The organism is Nitrospira sp., from assembly GCA_016788885.1.
GTDB lineage: Bacteria > Nitrospirota > Nitrospiria > Nitrospirales > Nitrospiraceae > Nitrospira_A.
On record JAEURX010000008.1, the window covers coordinates 51,647 to 64,789 of the forward strand.

Here is a 13,143-nt window from a genome sequence, read left to right on the forward strand (position 1 = left end):
CTATTCCCCAGCCCACGAGGGAATAAAGGGTCTTCCTCGGGCAGGTCTTCTGGCTTATGGTTCATCCTACTCCCCGCGCCTTCCCAGCAGGCCCGTGATTCGCCTCTCGTGAATCGTCTCTCGCGTCATGAACCAAACGCGTCACGCTTCACGAACAATGATTCACGGCCACGCGAGTGGCATCGGCGGGTTTCGTCCCCATTTACAGCGGCGGGACCGCGAGGGTTTCACACCCTCTTCCCTTGACCCAAGGTGTCTTGAAACGAGGCAAACTCTAGGAGAGGATGGCCGATCTTGTCAAGGGGATCGATGAGCGGACGCTAATGCGCAGGCCTTCAAGACAGACCTCCGGCATGAGAATCCCGGGGAAACAGGCTAAGAACGGTAACGAAGTTTGAGGACCAGAATGGCGAGCGTCAAGACGAGTGTGATGAGGTTCGCGAGGATGATGGGAAGGGCACCGAGAAGCAGTCCATACACTAACCAGAGAAACACACCGATCGTGAAGGTCAACAACATCCCCAATGACACATCCTGTGCGGAGCGGGTGCGCCAGGTTTGTTGGAGTTGCGGAATAAAGGCAATCGTGGTGAGAGTCCCTGCAAGCAAGCCGACGAGCGTGACCATATCCATAGGTGAAGTCTCCGCGAAGGTGACGGGCCTGACACAGGAAGGAGGGTATCCACAGAGGAGAATTCACCCCGACAGCTTGTCTTAGCCCGTGGCGCTATGGTAGCATTCCGCTCCATTCACGCACTAGTCGTTGAAAGACGCCGCAACAAAGGAGTAGGGCCGTGGCATATGCCTGTGATCTCTGTGGGAAGAAGCACCAAACCGGTAATAACGTCAGCCACGCGAACAACAGAACGAAACGCGTCTTCAATCCCAACTTGCAGCGTGTGAAAGCGCTTGTCAACGGCTCCGCCTTACGCATTCGCGTGTGCACGCGTTGCCTGCGGTCCGGGCTGGTCAAGAAAGCCGTCTAACCACCTCATCCCGCTCCCCTCTTTTTTTCCGGATCTGGATTTCACACTCGTTCTCCGTCCGTTCGTCCCGGGTGAAGTTGGCCGTCCTTGCACGCCAACACTCAACCCGGCCCAAGGCCCCGCCATCGGCTTCCCAAACATCACGCCATAGGAGACGCCTCCACTGGATCGGTGTACAATCCGAATGCGTTCACGACAACACCGGAAAGCGTAGCTTCGAACCGGAAGCATCATGAGACGAATCAGCCGGGTATTGGGACTCCTGGCCGTAGCCCTCGGCATCGCTGCCTGCAGCCACCTCCAGAGCAAGGAAGCGGCCTACCTTGACTCCGCGAAAGGCCAGGCCACGCAAGCGAACGTCCGGCAGGAACTTGGCGCACCCAAGGCGGTTCGAAAAGGCGAAGCCGGCGAAGGCATCTGGGTCTACGAGTTTCGCGAGCAACAGTCCGGCAACCTCTACACGCCGCCCGGCACCTGGTGCGAGGAATACCTCCTCACCTTCGACAACAACGCCGTGCTACAGACATGGAAACACGTCTCCCACTTCCACAGCGGTGGACTCATGCCGAAGGAGTGTATTCCGGGGATCGACGCACCCAAACAGTAACCCGCCCTTTTGTCTCTCCACGTTCCCCCCTGTCAGCGAAGCGTAGGCTCCGACTGAATGGTCTAAGCCGCAACCTGTACAAGAATGTGCCAACCCAGCGAACACGCCGTAAGGAAACTGCCGCGTTTTTAAACATTTTCCGGTTTCTAGTGCCCTCATCGCATGGTATGACGCTTGCTGAGTATCCAGCCAAGATACTTGGAGGTCTCATCGTGAAAAGACACATTGCCACCATCCTCGCGCTGAGTTTTGTGACGGGCCTCTGGATCTCCTTCGACTCCGTCTCACCTGCGGAAGCCCAAACCTGGCTTTCTCGAAAGAAACGGCAAGTGCAAACACAAGCAGTTACCACTCCCACGACTCAGGCGACGACCACTCGTGACTACTCCGTACTCAAGATCGTACCTCCACCCGCAGCGGGTCTGTACATCGGCCAGTACGAATGGGTCCAGAACGATATCGCATCGTTTGAATCGGCGAGCGGACGGAAAACTGCACTCTGGTCAAAATATCGAGGCACTTGGGCTAACGGGTACGATGCAGCTGGCCAACCTCATTTCGATGTGCAAGCCGCAAATCTTGCTTGGCAAGAAGGGAAAGTGATTGTGGTTCAGGCCTACAACACCCACCCGGCCCCCGGGGAATCGGAAGCGCCGGCAGGCTTCACCGTTGATAAGCTTCTCAGCGGCGTCTACGATGCAGAACTCAAACGATTTGCCGGAGAGCTTCGCCAGTATGGCAAACCAACCTTTTTTATCTCGGGGCGAGAACCCAATGGGATCGGAGCCGATTATTTTGGCGGCTTCGGCCCGGCAGGAGATAAATCATTACAATGGGCTATTGAAAACAAGCGTGGTTTTGCGGAGTTTAATCCGGGCTCCCTCCCCTACAGTTCCCTGTACAGCGACATCGGTACGCCACAAATCTGCGATGGAGTAGAACGCCTAAAAGCCGCGCAACGCTACTATTATGATTTCTTTGTACGCCGAGAGGGGCTGAAGTTTCTGACGTTTGATTCAATGGGTTGGGCTGTGCATCAAGCGAACCAGATTGATTATGACGTCGCGGATCTTCCGGCCACCGTCGACAAGACCTACGCGAAGCAACTGCTTCAAAGCTGCCACTCATTTGCCAACTTTTATCCGGGAGACCAGTACGTCGACTGGGTCAGTCTTGATTTTTATATGATCGATTATTATGCGAAGGACTGGCCGGGGCTCACTCAGGACTATGTGGTTCCCGTTGAGAATCACTTTGCAGCGCTCGATGCCGTTCTGCAAGAGGTGAAAACGGTGGCACCTACGAAACCCGTGTTTTTCATGGAATTGGGATTCCCCGACGGTACTCAACAAAATTCGAGCTGGGCGGCGCAGAAAATCGCTGCAGCCCTGCCCCGGATTGTCTCAAACTATCCACAGATACATGGCTTTGCGATGTGGTCAGCACATCCATCATGGATGGTCCCTGGGGTCTTCCCTTACGACTGCTTGATCCGTCCCGGAACCCAGCAGGCCACGGCGCTCAAAAATGCCGTTACGACAAATGGCTCGTCGTTTCTTTCCTGCGTGTACCTCTCCGATGGGCAACTACACCCGAACTGTGTGAACTAACCGTGCCCAAGGAGCAGCGCCTCACAGTCTCAAGAGATCGGAAATCCAAGCATGGATCAGAACACGACCTCGCGAACCGTCTTTCGATTAGCTTGAAACCAGGAGACGGTTTGCCGAATCCCGTCGGCAAAGGCCACTCTCGCCTCGAATCCGAATAGGTGTTTGGCTCGACTCACCTCGAGGCACCGACGTGGCTGCCCATTCGGCTTTGACGTATCCCACACATTCCTGCCGATAAAGCCGACCACCTCAGCGATCAGACTCGAGAGGGCATGAATCGTGATCTCCTGCCCCGTGCCCACAGTGACCGGCTCACCCGCGTTGTAGTGTTCGGCCGCAAGTACAATCGCGCGTGCCGCATCATCGGCATGGAGGAACTCGCGCGATGGTGAACCATCTCCCCACAACACCACACACTCGTCGCCTCGTTCTTTTGCCTCCACGCATTTCCTAGTCAATGCGGGAATAACATGCGACGTCTCCATGTCAAAATTGTTCCCAGGGCCATAGAGGTTCACTGGGAACAGGACGACCGCGTTGAAGCCCTACTGCTGCCGATGCGCCTGGGATTGGACCAGCATCATCTTCTTTTCGAGGCCGTAGGGGGCGTTGGTCTCTTCGGGATATCCGGCCCAAAGATCCTCTTCACGAAACGGCACCGGCGTATGCTTGGGATACGAGCAAATCGTACCCATCCCCACACATTTCTCTAGGCGCGCTGACGACCGACCTCAATGAGCTGAGTCCCCATCATGAGATTGTCGTAAAAAATTGGCCGGCGTGAGTTTGATTCGCTCCGATTCCACCCACTCGAGCCGCGAGATGCAACACCAAATCAAGTGCCGTGTCTTGATACAGACTCCTAACGGCTCCCATGTCAACAAGATCGTAGTCACGACTTCGAGGGGCAACAATGGTCCGACAACCCTGCTGCTGAAGCTGAGCGACGACGACTGAACCCAGGAAACCTGTTCCACCAGCCACGAGGACTCGCTTGCTCGTCCAATACGACATGACTATCGTGCCCCTCTCGTGCCCTCGAGAATGCCACGCTCCGCTCGAAGATCAGCTTCGACCATCATCACAATCAGTTCCTCAAATGACACTTTGGGCTCCCATCCCAGTACCCGTTTTGCTTTTGACGCATCACCGATCAGCAAATCGACTTCGGTAGGCCGATAGTAGCGTGGGTCAATCTTCACAAACTGTTTCCAATCCAGATCGAGATACCCGAAGGTACGCTCGAGAAATTCGCGCACCGTGTGCGTTTCACCCGTGGCAATGACATAGTCATCAGGTTGATCTGCCTGCAGCATCATCCACATTGCGTTGACATAATCACCGGCAAATCCCCAATCTCGCTTGGCATCCAGATTGCCGAGAAATAGCTCTTGCTGAACACCCAATTTGATACGGGCGGCAGCACGTGTGATCTTCCGTGTGACGAACGTCTCGCCACGCCGCGGCGATTCATGGTTGAACAGAATGCCGCTGCACGCGAACAGGTTGTACGCCTCACGATAGTTCACCGTGATCCAATGGGCATACACTTTGGCCGCCCCATACGGACTGCGTGGGTAAAACGGCGTACTTTCTCGCTGGGGAATCTCCTGCACCATGCCAAACATTTCGCTGGATGACGCCTGATAAAATTTTGGCTGGATACCCGACTCCCGAATTGCTTCCAAGAGTCGAACCGTTCCCAATGCCGTGACCTCGGCCGTGTATTCGGGCACATCGAAGCTCACACGTACATGACTCTGTGCACCTAAATTGTAAATTTCATCCGGCTGAATCATGCGCAGAATTTTATTCAATGAGCTTGCGTCGTTTAGATCTCCGTAGACCAGTCGCAACCTCGGTTCAGCGACGTGCGGATCCTGATAGATCGCGTCGATTCGGGCGGTATTGAAGGAACTCGAGCGCCGGACAATGCCATGCACTTCATATCCCTTCGACAACAACAGCTCTGCGAGATACGATCCATCCTGTCCACTGATGCCGGTAATCAATGCCTTTTTCACGGTGTTGCCTCACTCCGTTGTTACAACCTGACTACTTCGACCGACTCGGCTGCCGGCGCCGCCACAGACGGCACGACTGTCGGCTCTGCCCGTAACCACACGCATCTTTATCTTTGTCCCGCGCTTTGAAGAATCTGTCGTTCACACCACGCGTAGGTCTGCTCGAGTCCTTCTTGAATGCTCGTTCTCGGTGCCCAATCGAGGAGGGTGCGCGCCCTACTCCAATCTGCCGCCCTATCGACATCGCCTTCGGGCTTGCTCGTATCGAAGCGAATATCGATCTGCTTCCCTGAAATCGCACAGACCCGCTCGGCAATTTCCTTGATCGACGTACTGTAGTCAGGACCGATCTGAATGACGCCCTGATTCATGCCTTTCGTGGCCACGGCCACTAGGGCATCCACAATGTCGCTCACGAAGACGAACGCCCGACGCTGTTTGCCGGACCCCCATACCACGAATTCTTCGTCAGGATACCGAATAGCCTTGCGGATGAGTGAGGGAATGACCTGAGACTTTTCAGGCGACATCTCACAATGAGGACCGTACACGTTGTGGAAGCGCAGAATGCCGATGTCGAGCAACTTTTCCTTTCGGGCCAAATCACAACCCATTTCACCCATCAGCTTGCTCCAGCCGTACGACGATTCGGGAGACGCGGGATAGGCATCTTCCTCCTTAAACGGCGGAGGGTTCAATTTGCTCTGCCGTTCGGCGGGATAACTACACGCGGTACCAACATACACGTATGAGGAGATTTTGTTGGCAACGGCCGCTCGTAACATATTTGAGTCGATGATCAGGTTGGTGTTGAACAACGAGAACTGATTGCCGAACACATAATTGATGCCGGCAACCACGTCAGCCAGGTGATAGACGATGTCCTGTCCTTCCGTCGCTTGTTCACAGTTCCGGTAATCAGCGAGATCGAGTTCCAAGAACCGATGCTCCATATCAATGACCGGCACACCGTTTTCCCCAAGCAAGTTCGTTTTCTTCCCGCGCCACAGATTGTCGGCTACGGTCACCTGGGCGCCGGCGGCGGCGAGCCGCGCCACGAGGTGAGACCCGATCTGACCAGCCCCTCCGGTGACGAGTACACGTTTGTTTTTCCAGTACATGGTGTTCCCTTTCTCACAACTATACGGTTTCAGTCCCGTATGATACCCGAGTGTGTCTTCTTGAGATGATCAGCGACGCGCAAGGCCATGGCGACGATGGTCAACGTCGGATTGGCATGGCTCGACGTCGGAAATACCGAACTGCTGGCGACAAACAAATTGTCGACGCCATGCACTCGGCAGTGTTCATCAACCACCCCCTGCGCAGGATCAGCCGCCATGCGCGTGGTCCCAATATGATGCCCCAGGACGGCTTTCACATCGTGCATCAATTGCGGCACGTCATCCCCGAGATACGTTAGATAGCCGCAGTCCTGCCTCCGAAGCTCTTGATCCAGAAGCCGGTGCGCTCGCTGCACGCTCTCCCGATCCTGCGCTGTCACCTGAAAGTGAAGCCGTAATCGCGGCATCCCCAATTCGTCCTGCACATCATCCAGGGTCACGCGATTGTCCCGATGCACAATTTGCTCGCTCTGAAAATAGAGATAGTATGTGTTCGAACGGGACCGCATGAGCAGCGAGGGAATACGTCGCCGCTGGAGTAAGCGCTTTCGGCCAAACTTGGGAAGCACCGAAAGGGCTTGAGGCGATCCCATCAAGATGTTCTTCAAATGCCGCCAATACAGTGCGTACTTGCCCGTTCCCAGTTCCTCTTGCTGCCTTCCGCCCAACAGCCGTTTGAGCAGGAACGTGGCCGACAACACGGCGTTTCCGTGACCGGGATCTCCGAGCAGCGGCCGATCGAGAAGCATATACAGATTCAAGAGTTCGTGACGTCGCTGAGCAGCCTCTGAAAACCCGATCCGTCGCCTGCAGAAGACTCCTTGCGGATCGGCTTCGTATCCGAACATCACCTCTTGCCCAGCCGTGAGCGTGACGCTCGCGATCACCCCATGAATGTGGGACATGTACCCGCGCCCCAGCCAGTCCGAGTGGTTGCCGATCCCTCCCTGATGCACGCTCCGTGATGCCAGGAGCAGCCGCGTAGTCTCCAGCCCCCCCCCCGCCAGCACGATAGTGTGCGCGCGCACATGAAAACGACGCCTCGCGAACGTCGCCACTTCAACCGACTCGATTCGGGTCCCGTCCGGCGAGGGGTGCAATTCAACTGCAGGCGCGTGCAGCAGGACACGCACATGTTTCGCCTTGGTCAGATCGGATCGATACACCTTGCCAAATTGAGTCGGCGGACTCCATCGCTCGAGACTTGAGGTACAGACATCTCCATCCTCAAAGCCAGGCAACATCGTGGGGAATGCACCGGGAAGCGCTGAAGCAACGTCGTAGTCGTATGCCCCACACTCGCAGTACACATGCGCACGTCGATAGTAATCGTGCATCTCTTTCTGCGAAAACGGCCAGCCGCTGTACGACACCCAGTCGCGTCGATCAAAGTCGAGAGAATCGAACGGGAGACAACGTCCCCCCCACAGCGAAGTGGTGCCTCCGAGTTGGCGATACCGGGCTTGATCCAAGGGGACGTGGCGGACCGAATCGTTGAGTGCCCCCTGATAGAGCGCTTGACTCTCGCCGGCACGTGTCTTCCCCCCGGCCTCCAGGAGAATGATGCTCTTCCCAGTCGCCTCGAGTTCTTTGGCCAGAGTGATACCAGCAGCCCCTGCCCCCACGATGCAGACGTCCGCCGACAGCATCTGTCCATCTGGGACTGTTTTCGCGTCAAGCAACATGGACGCACCTCAGAGTTTCTTCGATCGCACCGAGATTTTCGCGCAAATGCGTCCGGCATCCCATGCCGGCCAACATCACCCCAACCTCCGGGCGTTGAACGAGCGGCCGGAATGCGGCGGATACGGACCCGGCAGCCATCGCGTCATGGGACAAAATCTCGCGCGCAATCACGCCGACGCCGAGCACACCTGCACGTTCCAGGAGCGGCAGGGCCGATTCAATTCGACTACGGTCGAGGGGAACTTGCACGCAGGCGACGCCCGGGTGCTCGACCCATGAATCGGCATCCTCCAATGAACGGCAGGAGACTCCGAAGTGACGCAGCTTCCCGTCTGCCCTCAAACGCAACAAGAGTTCAAACACCTCATTGCGCTGGGGAAGATCAACCGGAGGATTGTGCAAGAGGAAGAGATCGATGCGATCCACGCCTAAGCGCCGCAAACTTCCTTCAATCCGGCGACAGAGATAGTCCGGATTGAAACACTGCCCCTCCTGACAACGCCGAGTGCGTGTTGTGGCCCCACGGGCGGACGGCCAGCGCCGCAGCAGAACATTCAGGACCGGCTTGACCATGCGAACAAGGCCTTCCACCGGACCAACTGTTAAACCTGCTTTGGTGCAAAGAATCATCCCGTCGCCCTGATCACGATAGACACGCCCGAGCAGTCGCTCGCTATCACCTTGTCCATACACGTCCGCCGTGTCGAAGAAGGTAATGCCGGAATCTCTTGCTGCACGGAGCGTCGCCTCGATTTCGCCGGGCGAATGGCGGGTCGCCAGTGAGGCGATCATCGAGCACCCGAAACCCAACAGAGAGGGAGTCAGATCCGAATTACCGAGCCTGCGATACTGCACAATCAGCTCCCGTCCTCAGGAGATCCGCATACCGCGCCCCGGTCAGACCCGCAATAGTCTCCCAGGAGATCTCAGTCGCGGCCGCTCGGACATTCGCACTCATGCGTGAGTACAACGCTTCATCTCTCAGCAGTCGCACCATGGCTTTCGCCAACAAGTCTGGATCCTTCGGAGGCACGAGCAATCCCGTCGATTCATCCGTCACCACTTCATCAAATCCACCGACCCGGGTGGCGATCACCGGCTTCCCGAACCCGAACGCCGAGGCGAGGACCCCACTGTTCCATCCATTTTCATACGGCAGAACGAGAAACCTGGCGGCGGTGAAGTAGCCAGCCATTTGTGCAAAACTGGCATATTCCGGCACCAACCGCACGCGCTCCTGCAGCCCCAACTCCTCCACCTGACGCTGCAAGGGAGCGATATCCATCAAGGGTTTTCCGACGATCAAGATCAGCGTGTTCGGGACCTGCCGAATGACTTCCGGTGCGGCAGAGAGCAGCGTATGGATGCCTTTTCTCGGCTCAATCAGACCGAAGCAGAGCACGACATGAGCGCCATCCGGAACGTTCGGCGACTCTCGCGCCGCATGCGTTCGCACGAACGCGGTCAGGTCAGCGATCGGTAGCACCGTGATCCGTTCGCGCGGTACCGAAAAATGTTCGATGACCAGCGGCTCATTCTGTTTGGCATTGAGAAATACATGCCTCATGCGGGCGTAGAGAAAGCGAAACGCCTTGATGTGATACGGTCGCAACGAGTTGGGTAAGACATCCTGCGGGGTATACACAAATGTGGCCTGACTCATGACTCTCAAGATCATCCAGAGCAGAATATACAGAGCCGGATGCTGGGCCCCCTGAAGGTGAATGATCTGCGGCTGAAACCTTAGGCAATACCAAAGCCACTTCAACAGCCTGACCGGTCTGGGTCGGTATCGATCAAACACCTCGAGCGCCCTGTACCGTTTGGGATAATCCGCCAATTCAAATCCCAACCCGGTCACAAGCGCTACGCAATGCCCTCTGTCTGCCAGTGCGTTGGCTAGGTTATGGGTATATTGCACCGTGCCGGCCCTGGGAGCCGGGGCGATGAACATAACGCGCAATCCGTCGGTCGCTGTTCCCATTTCTACTGCCGCCTTTTCTTGTACATCATGCCGCGCACGGATTGCTCCACCACACCCGGTCAGAACGTCGCAACCAGCCGTAAGCTCACTTTGTTGGCGAGGCGATTCGCCGAAGTCCCCAAAATGTCTTCCCGTTGATCGAACATGTCATACCCCAGTCGCGTCACAAACCAGGAGGCGGGGGTATACGAAATGCCGACGTTCCACTTCAGTGTGTGCACGGTCAAATCGTCCGAGCTGGTGCTCGTCAAAACCCAGGTCAACCCGGCATCGAACAGAAAGTCATTCGCAAGACGAATTTTCGTCGAGGCTCGGATGAAATCTCCGACAAGCGGTTGACTCAGGCCTCCCGACGGAGGAAACACATCGCGCATATAACCAATCTCGTACAAGGCGTTGCCGATCGACTTCTTGATGGAAGCCTGCGCAAGCACTTCGATCGTGGAAGGGTTAGGTTCCACGCGTACCGCTCCAATTGTTCCGCTCACGACCAACGTTTCCGACAGATCGAACTCCTGAGCAAGGAGAGCAGAATGAGACTGAAAGTCCCGCCCCTGGTCGAAGTCAAAGAAGCGAAACCGGTACTTCAGCGTGGTCCGCCCCCACTCAGTTTCCCGTACTCTTGCCCCTATCTCACCTTCGTGAGTCATACTGTTGTTGGCACCCGGCGTCTCAGTGGACCAGAGAAAGTTGGCATAGTTGGCCAGTAGATCCACCGACGGCGTCAGACGATGTCGCATCATCAAGGCGCCGAGATTGATTGAGGTTCGTCCAAAGGCGCCCATGACCCCGGGTGTCACTTGCTCAGTAGGATCCTGAAACGACTCGAACCGTTCAAACAACGTTACCGTCGTCCGATCGCTCAGATTCCACAATCCGAACAATTCTCCGTTCTGCCGCGACACGGCGCGGTTTTGATTCGTGTTGTTCGCATATACTCTGGACTCTATCGAATAATCAGCCGTCAGCTGCCCATCCCGTCCCGAGGTGGTGTATCCGAGTCCGGGTGCAATCTTCGTGATGAAATCGGTTCCGCGATTCTGAGCCGTAAAAAACACATTGTCCGTATACTGCTCGGTGACGGTGAGGCGTGGCGTAACCCCCTCCCGGCGAGTCGGAACACCCAGCAATAGTTTCTCGGAGGTCGGCATTCGCTCATACCCCATTTGATTCTGCCAGGATGGCAACTCGCCGAACTCTCGCTTCGGCCGAACAAACTCCCCGCTGTCCGGTTCCTCCGCCGAGACTATCGACGGAGTCAGCCAGGGCCACGCCGCCAATGCCATCCCCACCATCGGAAGACGCAACCAACGGAACACCACATCGACCAGCACGTTCCCACCGTTCAACACGGTGTCCCGCCTGCTGCTGCCTTCCACGGCTGTCATCAGGCCCTGCATTCTCTGTAACACGCGACTTCGCTTTCGTCCCGGAGTTGTGAGTGATCGTCGCGGCTACGGAACGATCACCGTATCTCCAGGCCGAAGCATGACATTCTGGTTACTATCTTCACCCTGCACAAACTTGCTGTAGTTGAATGGAATCCGCTGCTCTCCGCTTCGGCCAGGATTCACGATGAAAATCTTATTTCGCGAAGCAAACGTGGTCAGACCGCGCGCCATCGCCAACGCTTGAATCACGGTGACCGGGCCCTTCAAATCAAACACACCAGGCTGCATGACTTCGCCCAGGACGAAGATGCGGAAACTGTGCGTGGCCTCCAAGATCACAGTGACCTGCGGGTCCTGGATGTGCTGCTTGAGCTGTTTGTTGATCCGCTCCTCGATTTCTCCCAGCGTAAGTCCCTTTGCCTCAATTTCGCCGATCAATGGATAGTTGATCTTTCCGTCCGGACGGACCGTGACAATAGTCGAGAGCTCCTTGTGTTTCCAGATGAAGACATTCAGCACATCCCCTGCCCCCAACCGGAACGGGCCACTCCAGCCCATTTCCGGTGTCGGCACCAACGCCGCTTCGGGCTCAGATGCCTGTGCTCCACCCGCAAAACACAACGCCATAAAGAGAACCACCCAGATCGTGCGAAGAATTCGTTGCATGACTCGCCCCTCCGTAACGTGAACTTAATTGGTCTTACTGAGTAACATCGGCACCGTGCGCATCAGCCCGGTGGCCATCACCGCGGCCCGGCACACCAATAGGAATGGTGCAGCCAGCCGCAATCCAGAATCCTCACGCGGCAACTGCCATAGAAACGGAGCCGCCGTGGCGGCAAACAGACCGCCGGCAAGCCCAGCCACAGACGCGGCATGGGGGACAACCGGACTGAGGACTAGCGCGCCGGCACCCAACACCACCGAACCGATCTGCAGTTTCAGCGTTTGAGGGGTGTAGGAATCACGGATCGCTTTCCCTGGGAACCGCTTGTACACCATGACTCGCCAATAGGCCCGACTGTGTTTCTTGCGAAGATACTGCGTGAGGGTCGACGGATGTTGATGATAGATAATCGCTGCCTGGTTAAATTTGATCTTATAGCCGGCTGTGGCGACCCGGTACGAAAGATCTGTGTCTTCGTTGTCGGCGACGGGAAAGCTCGTGTCGAACCCACCGATCGAGCGGAAGACTTCGCGTCGGAATCCCGCAGAGTAGGAAAACACTACGTCCACATATTCTGCCGCAGCCAGTTGACGATACCGTGCCTCAAATTCGGCCTGTGCAAACCTCGCGACGAGACTTCGTTGCTTCGTCTTGTACGCGCCCTTGACAGCGGCAATTGCCGGTGACTGAAAGGGCGCGACCATCTCCTTGATCCAATCGACATGCGGCACACAATCGGCGTCGGTAAATAGCAGAAACTCTCCTTGAGCGGCTTCTGCTCCAAGATTCCTGGCCGCCGCCGGGCCTCGATGGGCCTGACGAAGCACGCGCACCTTGGGCTGCGCTGCCCCCCAGTCTGTCACATGCCGCTCGATATATTCAGGCGTACCATCTGTGGATTCGTCATCGACAATGATCAGTTCGACTTCGCCTGCCGGAAAGGACTGCTTCGCAAAAGCGTCCAGGCCGTCATGAATTGTCTTCGTGGCGTTGTAAGCCGGGATGACAACCGATACACGTATTCCCATGAGTACCTCACTTCCGATCTGGAGCAGCGCAAGCGG

15 protein-coding genes and 1 riboswitch are annotated in these 13,143 nt (G+C 56.4%); of the genes, 3 read left to right on the top strand and 12 right to left on the bottom strand.

Annotation, left to right across the window (positions count from 1 at the left end; all coding sequences use genetic code 11):
* Window positions 1-21: 21 nt before the first annotated feature.
* Window positions 22-266: riboswitch (cobalamin riboswitch) on the bottom strand.
* Between the two features lie 109 nt (window positions 267-375).
* On the bottom strand, window positions 376-633 hold the full coding sequence (locus JNL86_01700) for a SemiSWEET family sugar transporter (protein ID MBL8041618.1): 258 nt from the start codon (window positions 631-633) through the stop codon (window positions 376-378).
* Between the two features lie 161 nt (window positions 634-794).
* On the opposite strand from JNL86_01700, the gene JNL86_01705 reads away from it, so the two are divergent.
* From JNL86_01705 to JNL86_01715, 3 genes are all read left to right on the top strand, one after another.
* Entirely contained in the window at window positions 795-986 is a 192-nt protein-coding gene (locus JNL86_01705; protein ID MBL8041619.1) for a 50S ribosomal protein L28, read from the top strand.
* A gap of 232 nt (window positions 987-1,218) precedes the next feature.
* Window positions 1,219-1,593, top strand: a complete 375-nt coding sequence (locus JNL86_01710; GenBank protein MBL8041620.1) for a hypothetical protein — start codon at window positions 1,219-1,221, stop codon at window positions 1,591-1,593.
* A gap of 212 nt (window positions 1,594-1,805) precedes the next feature.
* The gene (locus tag JNL86_01715) at window positions 1,806-3,203 is read left to right on the top strand and encodes a hypothetical protein (GenBank protein MBL8041621.1); all 1,398 of its coding nucleotides are present in this window, start codon (window positions 1,806-1,808) and stop codon (window positions 3,201-3,203) included.
* A 56-nt stretch (window positions 3,204-3,259) separates the two neighbouring features.
* Here JNL86_01715 and JNL86_01720 read toward each other — a convergent pair whose 3' ends face one another.
* The 11 genes from JNL86_01720 to JNL86_01770 form a co-directional block, all read right to left on the bottom strand.
* Window positions 3,260-3,688: an NAD-dependent epimerase/dehydratase family protein gene (locus JNL86_01720; GenBank protein ID MBL8041622.1), complete on the bottom strand. Its 429-nt coding sequence runs from the start codon at window positions 3,686-3,688 to the stop codon at window positions 3,260-3,262.
* A gap of 60 nt (window positions 3,689-3,748) precedes the next feature.
* Complete coding sequence (locus tag JNL86_01725) at window positions 3,749-3,898, bottom strand: hypothetical protein (GenBank protein ID MBL8041623.1); 150 nt, start codon at window positions 3,896-3,898, stop codon at window positions 3,749-3,751.
* A gap of 55 nt (window positions 3,899-3,953) precedes the next feature.
* Window positions 3,954-4,217, bottom strand: a complete 264-nt coding sequence (locus tag JNL86_01730) for an NAD-dependent epimerase/dehydratase family protein (protein ID MBL8041624.1) — start codon at window positions 4,215-4,217, stop codon at window positions 3,954-3,956.
* Between the two features lie 2 nt (window positions 4,218-4,219).
* Window positions 4,220-5,227 (bottom strand): GDP-mannose 4,6-dehydratase, encoded by a 1,008-nt coding sequence (gene gmd / locus JNL86_01735; GenBank protein ID MBL8041625.1) that lies wholly within the window; start codon window positions 5,225-5,227, stop codon window positions 4,220-4,222.
* Between the two features lie 107 nt (window positions 5,228-5,334).
* Window positions 5,335-6,348 carry an NAD-dependent epimerase/dehydratase family protein gene (locus JNL86_01740; GenBank protein ID MBL8041626.1) on the bottom strand — a complete coding sequence of 338 codons (1,014 nt, stop codon included), beginning with the start codon at window positions 6,346-6,348 and terminating at the stop codon, window positions 5,335-5,337.
* A gap of 29 nt (window positions 6,349-6,377) precedes the next feature.
* On the bottom strand, window positions 6,378-8,036 hold the full coding sequence (locus JNL86_01745; protein ID MBL8041627.1) for a GMC family oxidoreductase: 1,659 nt from the start codon (window positions 8,034-8,036) through the stop codon (window positions 6,378-6,380).
* Window positions 8,026-8,829 carry an aldo/keto reductase gene (locus tag JNL86_01750; GenBank protein MBL8041628.1) on the bottom strand — a complete coding sequence of 268 codons (804 nt, stop codon included), beginning with the start codon at window positions 8,827-8,829 and terminating at the stop codon, window positions 8,026-8,028. The genes JNL86_01745 and JNL86_01750 overlap by 11 nt, the downstream gene beginning before the upstream one ends.
* Before the next feature lie 40 nt (window positions 8,830-8,869).
* Window positions 8,870-10,021, bottom strand: coding sequence for a glycosyltransferase family 4 protein (locus tag JNL86_01755; GenBank protein ID MBL8041629.1), 1,152 nt, complete (start codon window positions 10,019-10,021; stop codon window positions 8,870-8,872).
* A gap of 59 nt (window positions 10,022-10,080) precedes the next feature.
* Window positions 10,081-11,409 carry an outer membrane beta-barrel protein gene (locus tag JNL86_01760; GenBank protein ID MBL8041630.1) on the bottom strand — a complete coding sequence of 443 codons (1,329 nt, stop codon included), beginning with the start codon at window positions 11,407-11,409 and terminating at the stop codon, window positions 10,081-10,083.
* A 66-nt stretch (window positions 11,410-11,475) separates the two neighbouring features.
* A complete protein-coding gene (locus JNL86_01765; protein ID MBL8041631.1) occupies window positions 11,476-12,078 on the bottom strand; it encodes a polysaccharide biosynthesis/export family protein in 603 nt (200 codons plus the stop codon).
* A 24-nt stretch (window positions 12,079-12,102) separates the two neighbouring features.
* Window positions 12,103-13,107, bottom strand: coding sequence for a glycosyltransferase (locus JNL86_01770; GenBank protein ID MBL8041632.1), 1,005 nt, complete (start codon window positions 13,105-13,107; stop codon window positions 12,103-12,105).
* Window positions 13,108-13,143 lie beyond the last annotated feature (36 nt).